The sequence below is a fragment of the Paenibacillus rigui genome, assembly GCF_002234615.1.
GTDB lineage: Bacteria > Bacillota > Bacilli > Paenibacillales > NBRC-103111 > Paenibacillus_S > Paenibacillus_S rigui.
Map to the genome: position 1 here is coordinate 1 of NZ_NMQW01000062.1, position 26,681 is coordinate 26,681.

Consider the following 26,681-nt stretch of genomic DNA (forward strand, 5'->3'; position numbering starts at 1 on the left):
AAAAAAGCATGGGCTAAAGAAGCGAGGCCACTGAAAACGTTACGGCTGCATGGACGGATCATTCTTCCGATCGCTGTTGTCCCCGGATTTTATCCATTTCAACCCGCTTATAGCGGTCAAAATCCGGGGACAAAGGCGAACGCTTACGCTACAGAACGCTTCCGTCCACTCCGCTTGTTTTTCAGTAGGCTTCCGCCTCGGATGGTGGTTTCTGGCTATTTGGGTCTGAAAGAATTTCTAGAACGGAAGGTCAGTTACCATTCTTCTTACTTGGAACCTGTAACCAGAGTAAGCTTGCCCTTCTCAAGAGTCAGGCCCGCATCGCTTTTGGAGGCATTGCCTATGAGTTGAACATAGACTTTGTTCTCATAGTATCCGGTAGTTGCGGCAATGTTCAAAATCTTGGACGGCCATTCTCCGGTCCAGCTATAGCCTTGAATACGTTCCAGTTCAATTTCGTTGACGTTATGCTTAATGATGCCGTCGCGGCCGGAAAAAATCGGCTTGTTGGTCCCTATTTCATAGAAGCGGTACCAGATCGTTTTCTCCGGATCCGGGAGGATATAGATTCCATTCGGGTCTTTTTTATCGAATTTCATCCCGTCCACGCGAACCTCCTGGAAATAACGAAGGGCGCTATCTATCGCCTTCTTTACATCAGGAGTCGGGTTCGGCAGCGACATTAAATACGCGATAATCCCAACCGATTCGGAGCCCGAAATGGAAGGATGCTCATAAGCGCGCGCCTCTTTAGGCTCGTAGGTGACAGGATCGCTCTGGGCGCACCACGCGGTCAGCTGTCCGTTGGCTACAATTTGCGATTTCAGTATGTAATCCAGACCCGTATCCAATGCTGTTTGGATGCTGCTGGCAACACCGTCATCCACCACATCGCTATCAAACGGGAATTTCTTGTCTTTCACCAGGGTCAGGATGTTCATGACGCGAATCATCGCATTATCGTTGAAGGTGACATAGTCAGAGTAGTTGCCTCTTGCAGGGTACGTTTGCGGCCAGCCGCCGCTTGGATACTGCATTTTCAGGAGCATACCCAACCCGTCCTGTACCGCTTGTTTGTAGCGTTCATCCTTGGTCTTGCCGTACATATAGGAGAGGAATAGGATTTCATCCGTTGTCGCATTGTTATCAATGGTCGCGAGTTCAACCCCTTCTCCATTGATCCAGCTGGCTCGCTTGAATTGACCATCCCAGGGGCCTTTTTCCTTAACGAAATTGGGCGTTTCTTTGCTCCAGCCGCCGTTGATTTGATAGGTCAAAATATGATCGGCTGTGACAGTATCTTTCTCCATGTCCCCGGTATAATATTCCGCTTTCAGGTACGGAATCTCCTCTCCCTTGGCAGCCGGCAAAATTGTCCCGTCCGCTTCCAGGCTCTCTTCGATTTCCACACGCAGGACGGTTCGATGATCTTCGGTAATAACGGATGTGATATTTTTGACCGTCAGCGGCCTCTCCAGCTTAGGATCAAGATCGGACCAGCTGCCGGTAGCGGCGGTCAATCGGATATCACTGCCGTCGAAGGCGGATACCTTGCCGTTAAGAACGACTTCAACAATATGGGAGGATACGGCTTTAGCGCTGACCACGTCCATATAACGCACTTGCCGCAGTGCTTCGGCCAGCCTTTTCAGTTCGTCCGCAGCCAGCTTGGTTTGAGGACCAAAGCCGCCGTCGGATAGCGCGGACATATAGCCGGCTTCCGTTACGGCACCGACGTACCCTTTGCTCCAGTTCGAAATTTTATCTGCATCCTTGTAACCGTTTGCAGAGGATGCTTTCAAGGGAAGCTTCTTCGCTTTGGCAATCATGACCGCAGCTTGCTCGCGGGTTACGGCATCCTGAAGCTTGGCGGTTTGATCCGGGAAGCCGGCGATCATTCCGGCAAAACGTGCTTTTTCCAAAAGAACGCTATCCGGGGAATTCGGTTTGACATCTGTAAAATGAAAGGTGTACGGCGATTGCTCCTTCACCCCGATGGCTTGCGTTATTGCTTGGAGGAAATCCCCCCGGGTCACAGGTCCTGTGCTATCCAATGCAAAAGCGGAGATTGGACTTGCCGTTAAAGCCAGTGACAAGGCTGCAGAGAGGATGTACGTTCCAGTTTTGGGTAAACGGTGCTTTCTTCTGGGCATTTTTAAACACTCCTTGTGGGGGCAGTCTGAAATTCAACCCCATTATAGGTGAAGTGAACATCACAGTATATATGCGCCAGACAACTTATACCAAAATATGCCCGATTTAATCGAATCCATCGTGAATGGCGAGGGAGACGGCAGCCTCCGGCATATATTCCTCTTTACTTACGACGAACCCCCGACCGTAGGGGCCGGGGGTTCAACTTTCGCGCTAATGATGAATATTCATTGGGCAGGCTTTTCCAGCTTCAGCAGGCGCAGCAGAGCAACCCCCGCTTGAGCGCGCGTCGTATAGTCCTTGGTCCAGAAACGATTGTCCCCGTAACCGGACAAAATGCCAAGCTGCTTGAGCTTATAGACATGAGGCTTTCCCCACAGAGGAATGTCTGCATCGTCTGCATAGATTGCAGGGCTGCCCTCGGTTTCGAGCCTGATCGCTCTTGCCAGCATGGCCGACAGCTCAGTTCGGTCTATCGACTTTTGCGGATAATACTTGCCATCAGGGTACCCCTCGCTAATCCCCCTCGCCGCTGCAGCTGCAACTGCACTCTTCGCCCACTTGGGAATATCCCTGGCATCTGTGAAGGAGGATGAAGACGTGTCCCCACCGGTTGGGATTTTCATAGCCCGCACCAGCATAACCGTGAACTCAGCCCTCGTAATGTACCGATCCGGTTCGTAAGAAATGTCCGATATCCCCATAACGATTCCCATCTTCGAGGCCTCGCACACTTCCTTCTCCGCCCAGTGACCCTTCAGGTCGATAAACGGACAAGTATAGCCGGCTTCCGCTTTGGTCCGATGAATGGTCAGAACGTACGTTTTCGAAATCCCGTTGACCGACTTCACGACAATCTCGTTTCGATTATCGCCGACGTCCAGCGGAACGGTTACCCCGCCGGTTACGATCCTGCCGTTAATGGACACGGTCGACTGGCTATTCTCGGCTTGTCCCCGGATTTCCACCTGTGCAGCTGTGGTTTGCACTTGATAGTCCAGAAGGTCCTTCCGGAATGCCGGTGTAAATACAAGCTCCATTCCATGCTCCAATACCTGCAGTGATTGAAGCTGGGCATCATCGGATAATTCGCTTCCGCTACTGCTACTGCTGTCACTATCACCGCCACTGGTAGTGCCGGAGGCAGCGGCACGGGTCACTGTTACCGTGTATGTTTTTGCCGCGCCGTTCAGTGCTGTCACGCGAACTTCCATCGTGTTGGCGCCTACGTCCAAGCTTAACGGCGGGCTTGCTTGACCGCCAGGTACAATCTGTGGCAAACCGCCCTGCAAGCTAACCGAAACCGTATCCGTCTCATCTATAACGGCAGGGGTCACTCTTATGCTGCTTACCTCATTCGCCACATTGGCTGCATATTGAATCGTCCCGGGTGCAAAGACGGGATTCAGTGTTCCGGCCGATATCATCATATTGCCCAGCTCGGCGGTGGATTGATCCAGCCGGAACCGATTCGAGACTGCATGCACTGCATTGCCCGCCGCATCCTGAGCCCGGACGTGCAGATACCGGTCTCCGTCCACTCCCCCGAACGAGATTTCACTGCCGTTCGCGAAAGGTTTCCACCCCGCCGACGGCTCGGTCGTATCGGCCGCCCACGCATAGGCCAACGCTGGGGAGCTCACTCCGCTGCCTGCATCGGAAACTGTCACTGACGTCGAAGCAGTCACCGCCCAGCTCTCGCTTCCGTCTGTGCCAAAAGCAACCGTTGATGGCGTCTCGTCAATATGCACTGCCAGCGGAAGTGAAGCTGTATTCCCTGCTGTATCGGTTATCCGAAAGAGGAGCGCATGTTTACCTTCCTGCTGAAGCCGAATCGGCGCATTGTTCACGTAGGATTGAGGTACGCCGCCATCCAGCATATAGGTGAGGCTCGCGATGCCGCTCGCACCGGCTTCTGCGTAGACACTCGCTGTGACCCCGGCATTCGTCCAAGTCCCGCTTGTGTAGGAGCTTCCGTCGGCCTTCACAAGCGTCGGCGTCAGCTTGAGCCCGGTTTTACTGATTTTCACAGTGCGTTGTTCCAACGCTACATTTCCTGCTGAATCAACTGCCCGGACGAAAAAAGGGAATTCCCCTTCATTTTGCAGCTGAACCTCCGATGTGTACCCGTGCCATGTCGTACCGCCGTCCGCCGAATAGGTAAGGTCGGTGATGCCGCCGGCATCCGCAGCGTTCACCCTCACCGTTACCTCCTGACTGGTCCATGTGTTATCCATATACGCATTTCCGTCCGCTGTCACCATCGTGATGATAACGTTCGGCGCTGCGTTGTCCAACCGGAACCGGTTCGACACGGTATGGGCCACATTGCCAACCCGATCCCGCGCCCGGATATGCAGATATGTATCTCCGTTCGTCCCACCTGCCGTGAGTGTATCTCCGCTCGCAAAATGCGACCAGCCCCCTGTCGGCTCTGTTGTATCTGCAGACCACGCGTATTCCAGCGTAGCCGTATCCAACCCGCTTTCGGTATCGGTTACCGCCACCGTTGTCGATGCCGATTGTGTATGGCTTTCGTTTCCGTCCGTGCCGAAGAGAATCAAAGGCGGCGTCGAATCGCGCCGCACCGTAACTGCATAGGTCTTGCCCGGCTTGATGTAGGGTTCAACACGGACAGGGACCGTCGTTGTTGACCCTGCCGATAGGCTGACGGGAACAGCTGTCCCGCTCGGCTGCACCTGACCGTCAATCAGCAGGGCAGCATGCGCCGAATCGGTTAGCATGGCGGTTACAGCGATTGTGGCGGTTGATGCGCCTACATACTGGTAGGTATAGGAGGTAACCGAGGGGGCGAATGACGGACTCAGCGCTCCAGTGCTGATGGATAAATCACTGAGATTGGCATTGCCCGGCACGTTCGTCTCACCATCTGCATTATCTCCCCAGGCAACTACCGTACCGTCGGCCTTGAGAGCCATAGAATGGCCGTATCCCGCTGCAATGGCAACAACATGGTTTAACCCCGCGGGCACCGTCGATTGACCGAAATCATTGTTGCCCCAAGCAACGACAGTGCCATCTGACTTCAGCGCCAGCGAATGCCATTCGCCCGCTGCAACAGCGATTGCGTTGCTTAAACCCGCCGGTATTGCCGTTTGGCCATAATTATAGGTGCTGTTGCTTCCCCAAGCGACAACAGTTCCGTCCGATTTCAATGCAAGCGAATGATTGCCGCCTGCCGCCACGGCGACGACGTCGCTCAGCCCCGTCACTCCGGACACTTGACCGTCACTATCGTTTCCCCAGGCAGCGATGGTGCCGTCAGATTTCAGCGCCAACGCATGGTACGTTCCAGCGGCGATGTCCACCACACCGCTAAGACCTGCGGGAACGTTGGTTTGACCCAATGAATTAGAGCCCCAGGCTCTAACGGTGCCATCCGACTGCAGCGCCATCGAATACCAGCCATTCGCATCGACTTTGACGACCCCGTCCAAATCTGTCGGCATATTCGACTTCGCGATGTTATGCCCCCAGACAACGACGGTGCCGTCTGACTTCAGCGCCACGGAATGATACCTTCCTGCGGCAATGGCAGCTACGCCTGTGAGGCCCGCCGCTACCGTCGATTCACCGTAATCGTTTCTTCCCCAGGCATCAATGATGCCATCCGACCTTAATGCCATTGAATGCGATCCGCCACCGGAGATCGCCTTCGCTTTGACCGGGATGGAAACATTCCCTGGGGCAGTCGATTGACCGTCCCCATTATCTCCCCAAGCCATGATGGTATCATCCAGTTGCAACGCCATTGAATGTCCTTTGCCGGCCGCGACAGCCACAACGTGGTTCAGGCCTGCGGGAATCGCTGCCTGACCGGATTGGTTACTGCCCCAAATGACAACGGAGCCATCCGACTTCAATGCCAGTGCATGGGCTTCGCCCGCTGCGATGGCAACCACCTTGTCGAGCCCGGAGGGGACGGACGTTTGGGCAACATTGCTTTTCCCCCAGGCGACGACTTCCCCGTTCGATTTCAACGCTAACGAGTAAGCGTCTCCGGCTGCGATAGCGACAACATCAACAAGACCCGGAGGCACAGCCGATTCACCATAGGTATTGCTTCCCCAGCTGACCAGGGTACCGTCCGATTTCAGTGCCAGCGCATGCTCATTTCCTGCAGCAATGGCGATGACATGGTTTAACCCCGCGGGCACCGCCGTTTGACCGGAGCTGTTACTGCCCCAAGCAACGACTTCCCCATTCGACTTCAATGCCAGCGAATACGATCCGTTTGCAGCGATGGCGACAACACCGCTTAACCCTATCGGCACATTGATTTGCCCAACATCATTCTTCCCCCATGCAACCACTTCCCCGTTCGCCTTCAGCGCCAAAGAATGGGAACTGCCTGCCGCAACGGCCTTCACGCCGTTAAGATCGGAAGGCACGATAGCCTGACCATCATCGTTTTTACCCCAAGCCTGTACGGTACCATCCCGCTTGAGTGCCAGTGAATGGAAACTCCCCGCAGCGATGGCACCGATTCGTGCACTCCCCCTGTCCCAATCTCCTCCTGCAGCCGCATGAACGGAGCCATCCTCCGTCACGACACACATCCACAGCAAGAAAATGGCCAGCACAATCCGTGCCGTTTTCCCCAGATTTCTATTCAACTCGAAACATCCTCTCTCCGATATTCTTTCCCAGCGATCTTCCTATTCGCCACCTGATTCTTATCAGGAACAAGCCTGATTCCGCCTCTTTTGTCACTAGCCCCCTACTTCTCTTTATCGTTTCTCACGTATCGCCCGCCGATATTTACGACTGCGCATGAGTTCTGCAGCACATCTCAGCTCCTACCTTTATCGGATTAATTGAACCATCATCAGCTTGAATAAACATCATATTACACTTCGACTGTCGCGCCCCTTTTCCTGCTTTGGGAATTTTTCGGATAAAAATTAAACAGTTCTATTGATATGCAAAAAGATATGCAAAAGGAGCTCTGCCACGGTACTTCAGTGGCCAAGCTCCTTTTCGTTTGTCTGGATTTAATAATATATGGAGATGAGGGAAAGTGGCGAAATCTTCATCTCCCGCTCCCGATATCTACTCGACGAGGACAACCTTAGCGGCAGATTTCGATGCCGGGCCCCCTGTCCCCCGGTCCGAGCGGGACTGAACCCTTGACCGGGGGACTCTCTCCCCTCAGTGTCTCCCTCGCATAACTGCTGCCTATCAGTACAACAATATTTATTTAAAAACGTTCCAATCGCAGCATCACTGCCTATGGTCACATTTATTAAAGCCCCGGTTCCGTTATCTTTGATTACGACCGTTTGAGTATCAGGGTCCCACTCGACCTGAGATCTAAGCTGTTCAGAGAATAGATGATACATAATATTTATGAACATGTGATCTAATCGAAAGGTCCTCTCCGTTGCCTTCATAATAAACACCGACCCTTTCGGATCGGTGTTTGTTCATGCTTTCCAGAAAGGAAAGGCTTCTTTTATACAATTGCAGATCGGGACGGAAAAACAATTCATCCCGAAAGTCAGTGCCGTTTCCGACCCTTTCGGACATTAGTTCAAGGAATCCAAGAGATTCTTAATTTGAGGGTTAAGGTTCAGTACATTCAATACTACTGTTAGAGCCTCCACACGGGTGGCCTTGCCCTTCGGATCAAATACGCCATCACTCTTGCCAGTGATAACACCCGCTTCTGCTGCATCCTTGATTGCGTTCGCTGCATAGGGGCTTGCACTAGACATATCCGTAAAATTGCCTTTGGAAGCATCTTTATTCATATGATCCAAGTTTACAATTCGAGATAGGATGATGACGATTTCTTCGCGGCTGATCGTTTGGTCCGGCTTGAATGTTCCGTCGCTATAACCATCAAGTACCCCTGCGCTAACGAGTTTTTCAATAGCATCTTTTGCCCAGTGACTGCTAACATCACTTAGAGCAACGGAATGACCAGTCCCCCCGCTAATATCGAATACGCGAGAAATGAGCGTTGCGAACTCCGCACGTGTGATATTACCGTTAGGATGGAACTTGCCATCCCCATAACCATCGATAATGTGCAGCTTCACGAACGTATCGATCGTCTTTTCAGCCCAGTGCCCTTTAGTGTCAGTTAATTCAACCTTATCATTAGCTTTTTTAGCTTCCGTTATCTTGGACTCGATAGCTTTAATTAAGTTTGCTACATTAACAACGCTACTCTTGAATGCATCAACCGTAGGATTCGTAGGTTCAGGAGTAGGTGTTGGATCAGATGTTACAGGTGGGGCTGTAGTCGGTGACGGCGTTCCTCCTCTTGTTGATTTTGATTTTGATGTTGATGTTGATGTAGGTGTTGCACTTGCAGCATTCGAATACGTACTTTCCGTAACTGTATTGGCTGCGGATATTTTGAAGTAATACAGGCTGCCATTCGTTAACCCAGTCACTTGATATGCAAGTGCTGTTACTGCAGCAGGAGTGCTAATTAAATGATAGGTTACATTGTCTAGTGATTGATAGACATTATAATAAGTTGCTCCTGTAACTGACGACCAAGTTAAATTAATTTGTGAATTTCCAGCAGTGGCAGCAAGATTGGTTGGTGCTGCAAGAACTACTGGTGCACTCGGTGTTACAGTATTGGAAATAGCAGATGCCACGCTTTTGCCCACGCCATTAATCGCCTTTACCGTAAAGGTATAGGCCGTTCCATTCGTTAGGCCAGTTATCGTAATCGGGCTTGCTGCCCCTGTAACAATGATATTACCCGGTGAAGAAGTAACCTCATAGCCCGTGATTGGTCTTCCTCCGTTATCCGTTGGAGTCGTAAAGGTAATTGTCGCTTGGCTGTTACCTGCGACAGCGGTAATGCCCGTTGGCGCTCCCGGAACTGCTATCGGCATTGCGCTCACTTGATTGGAAGCCGCACTTTCTCCTCCAGGGTTAACTGCCTTCACGACAAAATAATAGTTCGCTCCGTTGGTCAAGCCTGTCACCGTACTGCTGTACACCGAGCCGCTCACTGTGGCGACTTCGTTTCCATAGGTTCCCGAGGTCACGCTTTGGAATACTTTGTAACCAGTCGAACCGTTTACCGGATTCCAAGTAAGCGTTACTTGTGCATTGCCTGCAACAGGTGACTGCAGTACTGGGGCCCCAGGTATTGGAACTTGCGGCGTTACGCTCACTGCGCTGGAGTCAGCGCTATTCCCGGCAGCATTCGTCGCAACGACTGTAAACGTATATGCGGTTCCATTCGTTAAGCCTGCGATCGTGATCGGACTTGTTGCTCCGGTAGCCGTCAAGCCTCCCGGATTAGCGGTTACCGTGTAGCCCGTAATCGCGGTGCCTCCTTCATTAACAGGAGCCGTAAAGCTGATGGTGGCTTGTCCATCGCCTGCCGCCGCCGATACTCCGGATGGAGCGTCGGGTATGAGCGATACATGTGCCATACCCAAACTTCCTATCGCATACAGCGTGCCGTTTACATACAAGATTCTCATTTTGCTCGGCGAGCCGATCATCTGCGTCCACGTCGTGCCGTTGTACGACCATACGTCGTTGCTGCCGTTGAACGTCCCTGCATACAGCGTGCCGTTTACATTGACCAAGGAAAACACATTGCTCGGCGAGCCACTCATCTGTGTCCACGTCGTGCCGTTGTACGACCATGCGCCGTTGTTGAGTCTATTCGTCCCCGCATACAACGTGCCGTTTACATTGACCAAGGAATACACATAGTTCGGCGAGCCGGGCATCTGCTTCCACGTCGTGCCGTTGTACGACCATACGCTGTTGTAATTTGTTCCCGCATACAACGTGCCGTTTACATTGAACAAGGAATCTACACCAGTATTTGGAAAACCTGGCATCTGCGTCCACGTCGTGCCGTTGTACGACCATACGCCGTTGCTGCCGTATATGCCGCTGTCCGTCCCTGCATACAGCGTGCCGTTTACATTGACCAAGGAATTCACATTGCTCGGCGAGCCGGGCATCTGCGTCCACGTCGTGCCGTTGTACGACCATACGCCGTTGCCGCCGTTGTACGTCCCCGCATACAACGTGCCGTTTACATTGACCAAGGAATTCACATTGCTCGGTGAGCCGATCATCTGCATCCACGTCGTGCCGTTGTACGACCATACTTCGTTGTTGATCCCGTTACCCGTCCCCGCATACATCGTGCCGTTTACATTGATCAAGGAAGTCACATTGCACGGCGTGCCGCTCCACGTACCATTACTGTATGACGATACGTCACAGCTGCCGTTATTCGTTCCCGCATACAGCGTGTTGTTTACTTCAGCCAAGGAAGCCACATTGCTCGGCGAGCCGGTCATCTGCGTCCACGCGCCGTTACTGTACGACCATACGTCGTTGCTGCCATTCTGAGTCCCCGCATACAGCGTGCCATTGACATTTTGCAAGGAAGCCACATTGCTCGGCGAGCCGGTCATCTGCGTCCACGCGCCGTTACTGTACGACCATACGTCGTCGCTGCCATTCTGAGTCCCCGCATACAGCGTGCCGTTTACATTGACCAAGGAATACACATTGCTCGGCGAGCCGGTCATCTGCGTCCACGCGCCGTTACTGTACGACCATACGTCGTCGCTGCCATTCTGAGTCCCCGCATACAACGTGCCGTTTACATCAGCCAAGGAATACACATAGCCCGGGGAGCCGGTCATCTGCGTCCACGTCGTGCCGTTGTACGACCATACGTAGTCGACGCTGCTCTGCGTTCCCGCATACAACGTGCCGTTTACATCAGCCAAGGAATACACATAGCTCGGCGAGCCACTCATCTGCGTCCACGCCGTGCCATCGTACGACCATACGGCGTTGCCGCCGTTGCTCGTCCCCGCATACAACGTGCCGTTTACATTGACCAAGGAAGTCACATAGCTCGGCGAGCCACTCATCTGCGTCCACGTCGTGCCATCGTACGACCATACGGCGTTGCTGCGGCTCTGCGTTCCCGCATACAACGTGCCGTTTACATTAACCAAGGAAGTCACATTATACGGTGGCGGTGGTGGTGATGATGTCCAAGTTGGCGAGGCGGCTTGGGCCACTTCTACTGTACCCATGAAGGGGATGAACATCATAGCGAACAGAAATACCAAGAATACACTTCCTGATCGGCATGACCAAAACCTAAGTTGGGATTTACATGGATTCATTTACATTTACACCTCTAAATTCATTAGTATGGTTGTGACTAGCGGTACAGCAATTTAGTCGGAACTCGCCATTGCTCGAAGGCTAATCTAATATCTTGCATGCTCTTGCCCATGCGATTGCCTGTGTACGCCTTTTGATCCCTAGCTTTTTATACAAGTGAACCAGATGGCTTTTAACCGTTGCTTCCGCGAGTCCGAAGCGGTTGGCAATTTCCATATTAGATAAGCCGTCCGCAAGCAGATGCAAAACTTCCGTTTCACGGTTCGTCAAGGATACGACCAGCGGCAAACCTTTAGCGTAGGAAGCATTCTCCGCATGAACATGCGGCTCGCCAGAAACCGTACCTTGGGCATCCATAGGATCCTCTCCTTTCTTTGTGACAGTTTGTATGGCGATTAGAATCAAATCTTCCCTGCTCAGGGACTCAGCATAGCTCGTATGCACGAAAAAAGCGTCAAACTAAAGTTGTAATTCAGAAAAAAATGTCGAAAAAAGCCAATAACCGAGCGTCTCACGGCTCCGATTATTGGCTTGTCGTACATCTTGCTATATACAAATGAATCAAATTAATTGCAGCTCTCTTGCCTGTGCAATCGCCTGTCCTCGCCGCTTCACGCCGAGTTTTCCGTATAAGTGGAAAACATGGCTCTTGACCGTAGCTTCCGTTATCCCAAAACGGTAGGCGATTTCTTTATTGGATAAACCATCCGACAGTGCGTACAAAATTTCCTTTTCACGGCTCGTCAAAGGATCAACTAGCGGCTGTGAAGCTTGTTCGGAAATACCCCCTGCGCTGCGGCTCGAATCATTGGATACGCTGATCTGTTCGCGGGAATCTTTCAACGATTTCAGATAGACCATTCGGGTAATCATGAGATCCAGAACCTCCAGCCTCTCCTCTGTAAAAACACCGGAGATCAAGTTATTCTCCAAATACAGGACGGACGGCTGCGATTTCCCCGGAAACAGAACAGGCATACACAGAACCGAATACGGCTGGCAACGACGGATATAAGCATCAGCCGCATAAGAGCTGTGTGAAGCATCCGCAAGCACGACCGGTTCGCCCCTGTTGACGACATAGCGAACGATAGCTTCTGCGTACGAAGGAGCTTCCGGGGTATGCTCCTTTCTTCCTGCTTGCGCTTCTATAGAGAAGCCTTGTTCATGGCTGTTCAGCACGTATCCCTTCTCTGCACCCGAATAACGGAGCGCCGAATCAAGAAATTGATTCATCACATCCTGGTTGTCAGCCGTGCTCGACCAGCTCGAAATTTGCTGGATGAGCGCCTTTGTGTCAACGATATCGAGCGCCATATTCCGCACAGCTTCATCTTGTCCTACTTCCTCATCAACCGCCGAAACTTGCCGCTGTGTAATAAATAGTGGCAGTTCGGGATAGGTCTCTCTCAGTTGTCTTACTTTAGCAGCTGCCCCCCACCTTGAATAAGCAGCACAGGCATCCGTCATGAGCGCATCCGCCGCCGTAGTCATACCCGATACTCTGTAATAAATCGAAGCCCGTTCGCATGCGATCGCTTCCATCATCCCGTATCCTTCACTTCGCGCTGCACGGATAGCATCCTCGAAACCTTGTATGGCAGCCACTCGGTTGCCGTCAATCCGTTGCAGTTCAGCCGTGATGAGCAGATAAGCGGAAGACTCCTGTCCGTAAAAGCCAGCTTCTTGTGTCATGGAGCGTAATTGTTTGTTAAGCAAATGGCGAATGCTTTTACACTCTTCGAGCGATGCGACCGAATACAGAGCAGCCAGTGTTAGCGACTTATAGACATGCTGTTTGCGGATTTGCAGCGGATTCTGCTGATTAGAGTTGTAGCTGCCTAGCTCCGCCCATTTTAGGGCTTCACGGTACTGTCCAATCAGATAGGCGATCTCGATTTTGCAGGTGCAGGTATAGAAAGCCTGGTTGTTCTGTGTTTGGTTACGTGGATTACCTTCCATCGGAACTGAAATTTCATCAATTTCGCTGGCTAGCCCATTCAATTCCGCTATATACCGTCTCGCGATACGAAATAATTGTAACGTATCTTCATCAACAAGCAGCTTTGAAACTTCTTCATAATAAGTAATACGTTCAGACAACGTGTGCAAATCACCAATATGCGTGGTAATGTGCGAATGCATCGAATGGCCGACGAAGGTCAAATCACCAGCTTCCAGTCCATAGCGTACAGATTGCTCGAAATGCTCCACCGCCTTTATCGGATTCCGATGCTGTGTGATGAGGCCCCTATATAAGTGAAGATGGCATTGAAAAGATCTGCTTTCAAAAGAAGCCGAAAGAAGATAAGCGGCCTCCGTATAGGAAGTTTCCGTAAGACGGAACCGGCCATTGTAGCCTGGAACAAAGCTTGGAAATCCTTTAACAAAAATGCTGCCGTATATGCAAAGCATCAACGCGAAAGCTTCACCGTTTCCACGCTTCAAACCATAGCGAACGAACCTAGAAAGCAGTACGGCATACAGTTCCAAACTTAAGCTAAATACCGAAGCCGATATCGCCATGACCAGATCCGACAAAGCTTTATAATGGGGATCGCGGTTTAACGGTAAAAGCGGCAACTTATAACGCATTCTGTATAGGGCGATTCGCGTCATGACTACTTCTTTCACGATAGCTGCTTTAGAAGGCTTCATTGGCAGTTTCCAGCCGAATTCCTCCAGAGCCTGTCGTCCGATATTTACGGCTATACCATCTCTTTTTAAATAAGCATTCATTGCGATCCGAATCATGTAAATGCGGGAACGCTGGACCAAGTCCGTGGTAAGGGTCATCAACTGATCGAGCAGTTCTTCCGCACGATGTACTCGACCGCACATATATTCGCATTCAGGCATCTCCAGCATGATACGGTAGGCAAGAGAATCCGTTCCCTTCTCCTCACCCCGCGCAAGATGCAAACCGGTTTCCAGAAAACGCTGCGCTGACGCAAAAGCCGTAGATGCTTTCGATTTCAAAGCTGCCTTAAGATTATAGGCAGCCAGCTCTCTTTTCTCCGCCTCATCTGTCATCTCATGGCAGCCCAGATTCAAGTGAAAAACCATATCAAATATGAATTCTTCCTTCTGATTGAACCCTTGGCTGCGCATCGCGCGTCCGATCTTCAGATGCAAAGCTGCTTGTTCCGATTTGGGGACAATTTGATAGGCGGCTTGCTGCACACGGTCATGTAAAAAAGTATAATAACCGTCGTCCCCTTCCGCTTGATCAGCGTCGTTCTCCCGGCAAATGAAAGCTTCTTCCTCGGCTGAACCTAAAAGCGTACGTGTATAGGGCAAGGTGTAGTTACTTACGAGTGCTATCGTCCCAAGGCGGAAACGGTGCCCGATGGCTGCCGCTATAGTAAGCAGTTCCATCGTTTCCTGCGGCAGCATACGGATACGCTTTCCGATTAAATGAAGGATGTCCGGGTCTTCGGGTATTCGTGCAACGGTATCTGCGTCCCATGTCCAAATAGCTTGTTCCTCATTGAAATACAGCCTTTTCTCGCGATACAGACTATCCAGAAGACGGTGTAAATAAAGCGGATTCCCCCCCGTTCGATGGTAAATCGACTCCGCAAGCAGTCGGATGCGGGCCGTATTTTCGTTCAGAACATGCGAGACGAATTGTCTTACATCGAGATAAGACAGAGGGGCGAGCGCGAAATGCTGCACCTGCAGCTGGATTTCAGCCTTGCTCAGGGAAAGTGCCTGCTCGATCCACAGAGCTGCTGCAGCTTGTGTCTCCTCGCTTTCCGTCCGGCTTGTCGATTCCTCTCGATATACGCCTATCACTAATAACCCCTGCAAGGCTGAATCGTGTGAAATTGTGCTAAGAACATCCAGCGTAGCCGGATCAGCCCATTGGAGATCGTCCAGAAATAGAACGAGCGGATGTTCCTTTCCGGTAAAACTTTTTATAAAAATAGGCAGCATCAGACGAAACCGGATTGCCGCTTCCGCAGGAGGCAGCTGTTCCAAAGCAGGCAAGTCGCCAAGAAGCGTTGCCGCTTCAGGCAGAAGCTGAGCAATCACGCCCGCTCCCGTGCCTAAAGACTTCGCTAACCGGGCCTTCAGCCTTGCCACCTTTTCGGGCGATGCACTCCAGATTTGTTGAATCAATCCACGCAGCATTTGAAGAATCGGTTCAAAAGGAATATCCCGGTTCATTAGATCGCATTTACCTGCAAGGAACTGGCCTCCAACCCTTATCACAGAGGGCTGAAGCTCCCGGATCAATGCGGTTTTACCGCTGCCTGCCTTGCCGCTAACGAATACGACCGCTGATGCACCGGTACGAGTCTGTTCGAAAGCTTCACGAAGCTTTTCTTGTTCTATTTCACGGCCGAAGAGGGTCCGCGGAAGCTGAAACCGGCTGGCCTCATCGGCTTGAGCAATCTCGAAGGAGACGATCTCTCCCCTTTGCTCCAAAGAGGAAGCGCAGCGTTTTAAATCGGACAATAACCCATACGCACTCTGATAGCGCTCCTCAGGTGACTTTGACAACAGCTTCATAATGATGTCTTCCAATGGACCTGCCATCTCTGGACGCATCTCACGCAGAGGATTGGGCAACACTGCAAGATGAGTATGCACCCACTCTTCCGTACTCTGTGCTTGAAAAGGCAAACACCCTGCAAGCATCTCGTAAAACATCATGCCTAACGCATACAAATCACTGCGCTCATCAGGTTCACGATGAATCCTTCCTGTTTGTTCAGGAGCCACATAAGCGTAATCCGGCTCACGATATTCTGCGAGAACGGCTGGATTCATGCCTTCCTGGATTCGGACACATGTTGGATTCAAATCACCTATGATCCTATTTCGATTATGAGCATTTTGAACCAGCTTCGTCAGGGCTATAGCTATATGTAAAAAGGTGGGGGGCGGCATCGAAATCCCATTCAGTAATTCCTTTAGCTTGATACCCTCTGTTCGTGACATGCTGTCCTATCCCTCCGCTTAACCTTGTTAACCATCTAGTTAATAGAAGGCCAGTGCTCCATCTAATACTACCATTACTGTACCAATACGAAGAAGCACAATATGGATACTAGAATCCAATATATGCTATAACAGAAAAAGCAGCCATCACAGAGGGGCTCTGCTACAACTACTTTCTCCGTGCTCCTGATGCCTACTCAACGAGGACAACCTCTGCGGTAGATTTCGATGCCGGGCTTCCCCTCCTCGCTCCGGTCCGCGCGGGACTTAATCCCTCACAGGGCTTCGCCTCCCCTCAAGGGCTCCATAAGGGGAAAACCGCCAACCGCTTAGGTCCCTTGTTCGGTAACCGTCTCGCACAACGAGCCGTTCATCCTGTCGGCGATTCTCTCAATTGATTAACTTAACTTCAATACACAAGTTTATTTTTATCACATTCTCATGCCCATCTTCATTACCTGATACTCACTTTTTGACCTTCCCTCATTGCATCCGACGGATTTAAGATGACCCAATCATCTTTTTTTAATCCGTTCTTGATTTCGACAAACCTTTCATTCTTGATCCCGACATCCACCTTCGTGAGAACAGCCTTCCCTTCGATAACCGTCCAAACCAAGCTGCTTCCATCTTGATTTCGCTTTATCGCATCATAAGGCACTTGTATGACCGAGGATACCCGCTGATGAACAAAATTGATATCCAGATTATAACCGGGCACCAGCTTGTCCGAAGGCTGATTCAGCTGCAACGCAACCGCTACCGTTGCCGCCTTATCCGGAGCGTCCTTGGCATTTTGGGCCACCGGATCCATTCTCACGACATGGGCTTCCAATTGAGCCTTTCCCAGTATTCCGCCTTGAATCAGCGCAGCTTGTCCGACATAGACGTCGCCTACCAACGACTCCTTGACATTGGAAATGATCTCTACTTGAGACAAATCGGCTATCGTCAAAAGCTCCGCCCCTTTTTGCACATACTGGCCCGCTTGCAAACCCAGTCCAATAACGGTCCCGTTAACCGGAGAAATGATCAAATCCTTCTGCATCTCGGCTTCCATTTCTTCCTTTTGAAGCTGCAGCTCCTTCAATTTGGCAAAAACCGCATCAAGATCGGGTTGATCCGGCCCCTTTTGTTTTAGCTGAAGATTGCTTTGGGCCTCCTGCAGTCGGGATTCTGCCAATTGAAATTCATCCTTCGTTCGATATAAATCGTCTTTGGAGGCTTGTCCCTCATCATAGAGATTTTGGGTTTTAATCCACGCCCGCTTGGCCGCTTCATATTGAATGCTTTCCCTCCTTGCAGCCTCCTCTAACTGCCGGATCATTTCTGTCTTAACACCTTCTTGAAGCTTTGCCAAGCTCGCCTGCGACTGCTCCATTTGCGCTTCCAATTGTCTGATCTTATAAGAAAAGTCCGAGTTGTCCACTCTCGCAAGCACTTGCCCCTCGTTGACACGATCCCCCAGCTTCAAAGATAACTGCTGAATCTTACCCTCGGTATGCGCAAAAACCTTATGTTCCTGTTGTACCCTTACCTTACCTGTGGTCTGAATATAGTTGACCAATTCCCCCTCCAGGGTACGAACCGCATTGACCTTGAGGACCTGTTGATCTTGAAAGTAAACGAAGCTGCTGGCGCCAAGTGCAATAAATGCCAGAATCAGCAGCCACCATCGCTTTTGCATGTTGATGTCGTCCCCCTTTTTCGTTCCTAAAGACCGAAATTCATTCAACTGCTGCTGTTCATACCCGAATACCGGATAACTGGCCCAATCGCTGTCTGATCATAAGATCGATCTCCTGTTTAGTCATCTCTGAATTCTTGACCAATCCAACAAAAGTATCACGCTGAAGGACAGCAACCACCACATCCGAATGAATGGAGCAGCGAACGGTAGCTGTTCTTCTCCCCCCCTGAACAAGGGCAATTTCGCCAAAATACTGCCCTTTCCCCAGAATGCTCACAATCACTTTTTGACCATTCGGCTGCTTCACCGAAATTTCCACTTCACCGCTCAGGATCACATAGGCGCAATCCGCCTCGTCTCCTTCATGGATAATGACCGAGCCGGCGGGATAATGAATTGTTTGAAGTTGAGACTGAAGCAAAGAGTATTGATCCAGGTCCAGACCGGAAAAAGCTTCAACCATATATTGATTAACAATTTGACCGTCAGCTACAATAATGGAACGATGCACTTTAGAGGCTAATGTTTGATCATGTGTGACCATCACAATTGTCTTTCCCTGAGCGGAAAGCTTTTGAAACAGACTAAATACCGAATCCGCCGTTTGGGAATCCAGACTTCCTGTCGGTTCATCAGCCACAATAATTGGCGGATCATTAGCAAGCGCCCTCGCGATCGCCACCCTCTGCTGCTGCCCCCCGGATACGGCAGACGGATATTTGTTGGCCTGCTCAAGCATGTCCACTTCCTCTAGCAGCGCCTTCGCCCTTTTGACCCGTTCCCGGGATGTAAACATACGGCAAAAATCCATGGGCAGCATCACGTTTTCCAGCAAGGTCAGTGTCGGAATCAGTTGAAAAAACTGAAAAACAATACCGATCGTCCGCCCTCTCCATTGCACAAATTGATTTTTACGCAGGCTATGAATCGGTTGCCCGGCAGCAATGACCTCCCCTGAAGTCGGATGGTCAATGCCCGTGATCATATTGAGCAAAGTCGACTTGCCGGAGCCCGATTTGCCGATGATTGCCACGAATTGACCCTCATCGATCGTTAAATCAATGCCTTTTAATGCCGTGAATGCGCCACCTGAATGATAAAAGGTTTTCACGATCTGGTTGAGCTGAATCATCGCCATGCCCTCACTTCGAAACCTCTTCGATTTTAATAGCTCTTGTATGCTGGGTATGGCTCCAATTTTGATTATTGCTGGTGAAAAAAGCCCATATCGTTACTGGCATCCATGTCAGCAAAAAGAGAAAATACGGGATATACCCTAAAAAAGCTTTGAACGGCTTTTTCTCTATCATAAGAACGACCGGCGTTTGCAGATACAGCACAGCGCTCACCAAAACCCAAAACCAGTCAGGGAGAATTTGCATTATGCCCCAACGGTCGATGGCCGAGGTCGCCACTTGGAAGTACAGCATAAAGCTGTAAGCCATATAGATCAAGAACCGAAAAGGCTGAAACAAGTAAATCGCCGCATCCAGCTGGGCCAGGCTTCTGTTAATCACCGATACTTTGATAAGCTTCCAAAAATACTGTCTTGCACAATAAAAATGTCCCTGCATCCATCTTAAACGCTGACGTAAAGAGCTTCTTAGCCCGACCGGCTTTTCATCGTATACAATTGCATCGTGAGCCCAAGTCGGGTAAACTCCGCGCTCGACACAGCGTGCGGTAAATTCCACATCCTCGGTAAGTGATTGCGCGCCCCAGCCGATTTCTTTTAGTAGACCGGTCTCCACACAAATCCCTGTTCCTCCGAGGACGTTCGGAAGCCCGAGATTATAACGAGCGAGCTGCCAGATCCGATTCATGTACCAATACATCAAGGCATAAGATAAAGTCACCCAAGAGTCGTAAGGATTTTTCGTTTCTAAATAACCCTGAACCACCTTGTAGCCGTTTGATAGTTTTTCGTTCATTTCCAGCAAAAAATTGGAGCTGATCAAATTATCCGCGTCCAAGATAATCACCGCGTCAAACTCACGGTCGAGCTTCCATAGCTGCTGATTAAGCGCCCATTCGATCGCATGGCCCTTTCCCCGCTTCGCCTGTCGGTTTCGCTCCAGCGTATGAACGTGAAGCGATTGGGCGATTTCCACGGTACGATCCGTACAATGATCGCAGATGACAAACGTCTCGTATAGCGACTTCGGATAATCAAGCTTTTGCAAGTTTTCCAGTAAGGAACCGATGACCGCTTCTTCATTATGCGCAGCAATCAAGATAGCAAAGGATTTCTCAACGGGCTTTGTGCGGGACTCCTTTTTTCTTGTAAATCCTGCAAATCCAATAATGACTTGATAGACCCCGATTCCGCCAACAATCATCTGCATAAAAGTAAACAAAGCATTCAAGACGCTGCCCATCTGCATAACCACCCTATTGAAAGTCTTAAGCCGCTGCTATTCATAGTTCAAAACATCCTTAACGGGTAATTTAGATGCCCTCCATGCAGGTGCAAAGCTCGCCGATGCGGATACCAAGAGGACCACCGAAAGCCAAACGAAAACACCCTTGTAAGAATAAATATAATCGAGCGGTGCTTGAAAAAGGGACATGCCTACTTCATAGCAAATCATTTGGCTGATCGGAATGGCAAAAAGAACAGCACCAGCCCAACTCATCAGTCCGATAAAAGCACCCTCAAAAATAACGATTCTCCAAATCGCATAATCGGTCGCGCCAATACTGCTCATGATCCCGATCTCCCGGGTTCGCTCCAGCATGTTCAACCCCATCGTACCCGTCAAACTCAAGGCTGCAACCAGAACAAGCACAAGAGACATGATGGTCAACAAGACCGTAATAATGCTGTATTTGGTTTCCTGCACCTTGCGGATATCCGCCGAAAGCATCGGAGAATTGACCTTAATCCCACGCTCCTCTAGATATTTCGCGGTTGCGGCAGCAATGGTTGCCTGTTGATCGCGATCCTGCTCATTCGTCTTGACCTGGATCATCGAAGCCATTTGATCAGCATCGTTGAGGCGGGTAAGCGTCGAATAATCGGCATAACCGTCGACCTCGGCAGGAGCTGCGGCAAAACCAACCACACGAAAGCGATACTGCGAACCTTTAAACCGCAGCTCAAGCTCATCGCCGATGCGGATATCCGTTTCCTGCCTAAGCAGGTAGGTATTCAGCACAATTTCATTTTCATCCCCGGAACGGAACCATCGTCCTTGGACAATCTTCGGTAAAATAAAAGTCGAATCAGCCGGTGGAGCCACAATCGACCAATCCTGGCTTTTCGACCCGTCCGTGCGTAGGCGAGTGGCCATATGCTGATACCAGCTTTCCACTCTAGCGACCCCCGGTACCTCCGAAGCAAGCCGTTCCGATTCTTGCTTAGGCTGAGGGGAGCTGAAGCCGATCCGAAAATCATAGTTCGAATACTTCAAAACATTTTCGATCGTTTGCTGAATCGATTCCTGCACGCTAAATACGGAAATGACGACGGCTCCTCCCAGGCTGAGCGTAAATAAGGTGAGAAGCAGTCTGCCTTTTCGACGAAACGTATTGCGAAGGGATAACGCCAGCGGTCGAGATACGAAACGGAACATTTTCAAAGCGTTCTCAAACCTTGACTGTCCGAACCGGGTTTGATCCAACAGCCCTCCGATCGCAACGCGTTCAGGGATCCGGGTTCCCATAACAACCGGAATGCACGAGACCAGCAGGGGGAGAACCAGTCCAACCCCGATCTGCTGAACGATCACAAGAGCGGAGCTTCCATCCTTTATTGATTGAAAATGCAAAAGCTGCAAGGACCGCCGTGTAATCCATTCAGCCGCCCCCAAGCCCAAGGGGACACCGACAACTAATGCCAGCAATCCGAGAATCGCAATGCTCCCCATATACATGCCGATCAGCGTTCCCGTACTTGCCCCTGTTACCTTCATTACGCCGATTTGGCGCAGTTGGCCGATAATAATCGCGAAGATCGTATTGATAATCAAAGTGGAACCCAAAACCATAATGAGCAGCCCGAAGACTTGAAGAATATAGGAAATCGAGACCACGAGATCATACGCCCAATGCTTCCCGGGAGGCGGAATGGTGATGGTAAACACGTTAATATCATTATCATTTAACAGATCCCGAACTTTTATGGCCACATCATTCAAATGCTTGACGTCCGATTCGTTCGTCTCCACCTTAAGAGCAAGCGTATTAAAGGTCGGAGATAGATCGAATTGATTCAGCGTTTCCAGGGTGACATACCCATAGCATCTTCCCGTGATGTATGCTGAATCCCTCAAAGGATCGGTAACCACACCCGTGATTCGCAGCTTGGGAACGAGCCCGTTCCCCAAATCCATCCATACTGAATCGCCCACCATGAGATTGAGATACTGCATACTCGTTTCGTCCAAAAACAGTTCACCGTCAGCAGGGGGCCACTGACCTTGCCTAGGATAAACTTTGTCCATATTCATACCCGGAAAATCTTTCGCAGCAAAGAGCTGAAATTCCTTCCATTCCGTATCAACCGGGCGGTTCTCTCCGCCGCTCGCAGCATTGATTCGCCCATATATGGTTTTTTTCGCCTCTACAGCTTTAATGTCTGGCTGGTTGCTCACGATTTGTACAATATCACGGCCAAACGATTCGGAGAGAATCGTAATATGGGAAGGGTTAGATTCCTCATAGCTATTCTCCATTCCCTGTATAAAAACGGACTTGGATTGCCCGATCATTCCAACGCCGATTACACCTAATGCAATGGACAGTACCACCAATAGCGTGCGTGGCTTCTGAATCCACAAATCCCGCCATACTTTACGCCAACGAATACAATGCAGCGATTGTCCCTCCTCTTTCGCACGTCCCCTGTTGCCCATATTCTACATTATAAGCAATCAAATTCATTTTTTCGACAGATTTCGCAATTATTACACTACAGGTCGTTTCAGTCAGAACCCTAATGCTTTATACTTTAGGCATATTATCGATTTCGTTGGATAAAAGGGTGCACTTGGGAGGGCTTCGATTTCGTGCGATTGAGTATACGATGGATCATAATAACTACAGGCATCATCCTTTTGGCGGGAATCAGCGCTACCCTTTATACCATTAGGGGTACAAACACCTATCCGAACGTCAACAAAAAACACGCTATGCTGCGGTTGGAAGACATCGGACCCGGCGGCTATTACTCCAGTGAAGAAAGCTTAGGCCAATTACGCGCAGTGCTCGACGAATTGCATCAACAGCATATCCCGTTTCAAATTGCTCTCATTCCCCATTGGAAAAGCATGCGAAGCGATCATTCCTGGTACGAGAAGGGATTGGACCAGCCGGGCGATGACCCCTACTTGAATAAGTTCATTCATCTTCTTCAAACTGCGGAAAAGCAAGGGGCTCTCATCGGCATGCACGGGTATACCCACCAATACGGAACGGAGGCCCGCGGGGACGGATATCAAAACAGCGCCATCGGCCGGGAATTTGCAGTCCCCGATGCGCCGGAAACCGATGAAGCCTCTTTCGCCGCCGAACATATCGAGCAAAGCTTAACCGCGTTTGAACGGGCCGGACTTCACCCTGCCTTTTGGGAATCTCCCCATTACAAGAGTACCCGTGAACAGGAAAAAGTTTTCCGTTCTTACGTAGGGATTCTTTATCAACCGGATTTTTATTCCCTGAGATCGTTTCATGACCTCAACATGTACGAGAACGAGAATGCTTTAGGAAAGGAAACCCTCGGTTCGGTCTATGTGCCAGCGCCTCTGAAATATATTCACGACGGCAACTCGGTCGAGCAAGTGTTGACAAAAGCCGCAGACTATACCGGTCTAGCCTCTTTATATTTCCACCCGCTGCTCGAGTTTTCTTACCTAGAGCCTGTACAAGACTCCGACGGCCATACACAACGACGTGACGGTCTTCCGGAATACCGTTATAAAGCCGATGCTTCCTCACCGTTACAACGGTTGACCGCCGGTATGGCCAAAGAGGGCTACCGCTGGGTTGCGCTCTCGGAAACGGTCCCATTTTCTCCTGCGCATCGGGTTGTTGTGCCGCCCGGGACTCAAACCAGCCAACTGCTCATCGGCAATTTTACCGGAAAAGGGCATGCCGATCTGGCTATTCGATATACGGACCGGATTGAAAGGATTCCCGGCGATTATCAATGGCCCCGTAACCGGCCGCAGGCTCCTGCTCAGGTCTGGCTTACCCAAGACTTTAAGCCGGAGGATCGGCTGTGGGTATCCGACTTGAACCACGATGGCAAGGATGATCTGGTCCAATACCGTTATGAAACCGGCGAGGTGCTGGTCTATTACTCCACCGGTCAGTCATGGAGACTGCCTGCTCCTTATGGACAGCTTCCTATAGGGCTGGAGAACGTACAGTTATACCGTGCAGATGCTGCAAAGCCGCCTGTCTTTATCGCGCAAAAAGGAGACCAGCTGATGCTGGTCTCCGGTTTAACCAAACTGAACGGCCCGGATTCAACCATGATTAAGCTCCCTACGGGCGCAAAATGGGGAATCGGGCATTTTCAAAGCAGATGGCAGAACGATACCGCTGTGTACGGGCGGGACGGAACCGTCACGATTTATCCGAATCATGAAAGTGAACCTCTCGGCTTCCGTTCGCCGGTAACCTTATCGGTCAAACGGCAGGAAAAAGATACACAGATGCTGATTATGGATTCGAATGGTGATGGTAAAAGCGATCTCGTCTTCTATGAACCCTATAGAGGGGTTTGGCAGGTGTATCTCAACAAAGGGGAGCTGCACTTTGAACCTATGGACAACGCCTATGGACCTTGGGCTCGAGGAGAGGGACGAATTGCGGTTTCCGGGGACTTCGATGGCAACGGGAAAGAGGATATCGGCTCTTTCAATCCGGACAGAGCTGCTCTGGATCTGTCTCTGTCCTTTCAGCCCTCCGCCCCTTAAATTTGCACGGAGGGATACCTCCATTATTTTTGCCAGTTCTAGTGCTTCTTTCCGCAAATACACCTACATTTAAACGCTCAATGCTTTACCCTTGTATGCCCATTTGAAAAGCTTAGCCATAATTGCATTAAAATATTCGATAAACTGAAAGATTTGCTTCTGCAAGTGCAAGGTGCTTTTGAAATTTCCGCGCTTGAGCAGCCGACGAACCAAAATGCTGAACCATAACTCGATCATGTTTAGCCAGGAACAGTGCTTGGGCGTATAAACGAATCGGATGCGATGCGACGGATCGGCCAAAAATGTGTTTAGTCCATCGACGATAAATATCCATTCGGCTTGCGGATCGGTTGTGATCAACTGCGCGATATAGGCGGCAAAATCGTTTCGGAATCCAGCACTAGCTTTACGGAATACTCAGAAACTGCTCGGTTAAAATGGTACTGATGTATAGCTTTACCAAGCTACAACTCCATGATCATCAAAAAAGCCACCCGTTGGGCCATCACTATTTACTGTGGCAAGCTTCACTACAATGGAAGCAGCTTGTTCAACTGAACGATAGCCACTATTACCATTTAAATCGGTAGCTGTAAAGCCAGGACAAACCGAGTTGACCTTAATAGGAGTATCTCTTAGTTCTTTAGCAAAGAAAACGGTTATAGCATTTACAGCTGTTTTGGAGCTATTGTAGGCAAGCGAATTCACACTATAAAATTCAGATGTTGGGTCTGAATTCAAATTTAAAGAACCCAATCCGCTGGAAAGATTAATGATTTTCCCGGCAGAAGACTTTTTGAGCAATGGGAGCATTGCTTTAGTGACAGAAAATACGCCGAAAACGTTCGTCTCAAATGTACTTTTCAGAACGGACAGTTCCAGTTCACTTGGAGGTGTGTTGCCTTCAAAAAATACGCCTGCATTATTAATCAAGATATCAAGGTATCCATATTCTTGTTCAATCCATTCTTCTGCGGATAGAACGGAGCTGGGGTTTGTGACATCAAGAACAACTGTTTTAGCTTTAATGTTCTCCGTTTCCAATAACTTTACGGCTTCTTGTCCTTTATCTCCGCTTCTTGCTCCTATTAAAATCTCATAACCCATTTTTCCCAATTGTCTTGCTGTCTCAAAACCAATACCTTTGTTTCCACCTGTGATTAATACGATCTCGGATTTATTCATAAAATTGCCTCCCTAATCTATTCTCTAAAACATGCTACTAAAAAGTATTTAATTACTATATTTTTTACAGCTACTGATTATCAACTCCTTTCATTTCTGATATAGTTAGTATAGTGAAAAGGATTAATAATTGTAAGTACGCACATTTTTGTAACTTAATGAATGGAGTGGCAATATGGGATATGGATTAAACCAATATGGAGATTGCAGCGAAGATGTTATAAGGGCCTGCCCTGTTGAAATGGCCTTACATGTAATAGGGGGAAAATGGAAGGGGATCATTATCGACATTTTATCCAAAAAACCGGTTAGATTTAATGAGATGAGACGGCTGATACCGGGAATTTCGCAACGAATGTTGACTTTACAGCTCAGAGATCTCGAGGAGGATGGAATTGTGAAAAGGGTAGTAGATGATAATATCGTGCCACCCAAAGTAGAATACTCCCTAACTGAACAAGGAAATAACTTATCGGGTATCATCGATTCTTTAAGAGTATGGGGAAAAGAATTTCTATCCTAAGTCTGCTCCGGAATGTTCTTTTTGTATTTAAAAATAACTCCGTCAGAAAATATCCTGCTCGGCTCCTGCAAACCGTCCACTATGAATT

General features: G+C 49.8%; 12 protein-coding genes and 1 pseudogene. 2 read left to right on the plus strand and 11 right to left on the minus strand.

Going from position 1 to position 26,681, the window contains the following annotated elements; translation table 11 throughout:
* Positions 1–266: 266 nt before the first annotated feature.
* The 9 genes from pelA to CF651_RS30235 form a co-directional block, all read right to left on the minus strand.
* The gene (gene pelA, locus CF651_RS30190) at positions 267–2,153 is read right to left on the minus strand and encodes a pectate lyase (protein WP_094018579.1); all 1,887 of its coding nucleotides are present in this window, start codon (positions 2,151–2,153) and stop codon (positions 267–269) included.
* Between the two features lie 228 nt (positions 2,154–2,381).
* Positions 2,382–6,791, minus strand: coding sequence for a cadherin-like beta sandwich domain-containing protein (locus CF651_RS30195; protein WP_094018580.1), 4,410 nt, complete (start codon positions 6,789–6,791; stop codon positions 2,382–2,384).
* 912 nt (positions 6,792–7,703) lie between these two features.
* Complete coding sequence (locus tag CF651_RS33075) at positions 7,704–11,264, minus strand: S-layer homology domain-containing protein (protein WP_245856214.1); 3,561 nt, start codon at positions 11,262–11,264, stop codon at positions 7,704–7,706.
* A 139-nt stretch (positions 11,265–11,403) separates the two neighbouring features.
* Positions 11,404–11,679, minus strand: a complete 276-nt coding sequence (locus CF651_RS30210; RefSeq protein WP_094018582.1) for a response regulator transcription factor — start codon at positions 11,677–11,679, stop codon at positions 11,404–11,406.
* Positions 11,680–11,883: 204 nt separating this feature from the next.
* The gene (locus CF651_RS30215) at positions 11,884–16,134 is read right to left on the minus strand and encodes a helix-turn-helix transcriptional regulator (protein ID WP_179233069.1); all 4,251 of its coding nucleotides are present in this window, start codon (positions 16,132–16,134) and stop codon (positions 11,884–11,886) included.
* A 592-nt stretch (positions 16,135–16,726) separates the two neighbouring features.
* A complete protein-coding gene (locus CF651_RS30220; RefSeq protein ID WP_094018584.1) occupies positions 16,727–17,959 on the minus strand; it encodes an efflux RND transporter periplasmic adaptor subunit in 1,233 nt (410 codons plus the stop codon).
* 58 nt (positions 17,960–18,017) lie between these two features.
* Entirely contained in the window at positions 18,018–19,094 is a 1,077-nt protein-coding gene (locus CF651_RS30225; RefSeq protein ID WP_218827892.1) for an ABC transporter ATP-binding protein, read from the minus strand.
* 10 nt (positions 19,095–19,104) lie between these two features.
* Positions 19,105–20,340: a glycosyltransferase family 2 protein gene (locus tag CF651_RS30230; RefSeq protein WP_245856215.1), complete on the minus strand. Its 1,236-nt coding sequence runs from the start codon at positions 20,338–20,340 to the stop codon at positions 19,105–19,107.
* Between the two features lie 36 nt (positions 20,341–20,376).
* Positions 20,377–22,818, minus strand: a complete 2,442-nt coding sequence (locus CF651_RS30235) for an ABC transporter permease (RefSeq protein WP_094018587.1) — start codon at positions 22,816–22,818, stop codon at positions 20,377–20,379.
* A gap of 153 nt (positions 22,819–22,971) precedes the next feature.
* Here CF651_RS30235 and CF651_RS30240 point away from each other — a divergent pair, with 153 nt between their 5' ends.
* Positions 22,972–24,885, plus strand: coding sequence for a DUF2334 domain-containing protein (locus tag CF651_RS30240; protein ID WP_094018588.1), 1,914 nt, complete (start codon positions 22,972–22,974; stop codon positions 24,883–24,885).
* A gap of 69 nt (positions 24,886–24,954) precedes the next feature.
* Here CF651_RS30240 and CF651_RS33485 read toward each other — a convergent pair.
* Together CF651_RS33485 and CF651_RS30250 are read right to left on the minus strand one after the other, a co-directional pair.
* Positions 24,955–25,263: pseudogene (locus CF651_RS33485) on the minus strand (transposase); the annotation flags it as partial.
* Between the two features lie 78 nt (positions 25,264–25,341).
* Entirely contained in the window at positions 25,342–26,070 is a 729-nt protein-coding gene (locus tag CF651_RS30250; protein ID WP_094018589.1) for an SDR family oxidoreductase, read from the minus strand.
* A 175-nt stretch (positions 26,071–26,245) separates the two neighbouring features.
* Between CF651_RS30250 and CF651_RS30255 the strand changes: the two genes are divergently transcribed.
* A complete protein-coding gene (locus tag CF651_RS30255; protein WP_094018590.1) occupies positions 26,246–26,593 on the plus strand; it encodes a winged helix-turn-helix transcriptional regulator in 348 nt (115 codons plus the stop codon).
* Positions 26,594–26,681 lie beyond the last annotated feature (88 nt).

Bases quoted from the DNA above. Each gene is read 5' to 3' on its own strand.
- pelA (WP_094018579.1), bottom strand. From the start codon at position 2,153: ATGCCCAGAAGAAAGCACCGTTTACCCAAAACTGGAACGTACATCCTC.
- CF651_RS30210 (WP_094018582.1), bottom strand. From the start codon at position 11,679: ATGGATGCCCAAGGTACGGTTTCTGGCGAGCCGCATGTTCATGCGGAG.
- CF651_RS30220 (WP_094018584.1), bottom strand. From the start codon at position 17,959: ATGCAAAAGCGATGGTGGCTGCTGATTCTGGCATTTATTGCACTTGGC.
- CF651_RS30225 (WP_218827892.1), bottom strand. From the start codon at position 19,094: ATGATTCAGCTCAACCAGATCGTGAAAACCTTTTATCATTCAGGTGGC.
- CF651_RS30230 (WP_245856215.1), bottom strand. From the start codon at position 20,340: ATGGGCAGCGTCTTGAATGCTTTGTTTACTTTTATGCAGATGATTGTT.
- CF651_RS30235 (WP_094018587.1), bottom strand. From the start codon at position 22,818: ATGGGCAACAGGGGACGTGCGAAAGAGGAGGGACAATCGCTGCATTGT.
- CF651_RS30250 (WP_094018589.1), bottom strand. From the start codon at position 26,070: ATGAATAAATCCGAGATCGTATTAATCACAGGTGGAAACAAAGGTATT.
- CF651_RS30255 (WP_094018590.1), top strand. From the start codon at position 26,246: ATGGGATATGGATTAAACCAATATGGAGATTGCAGCGAAGATGTTATA.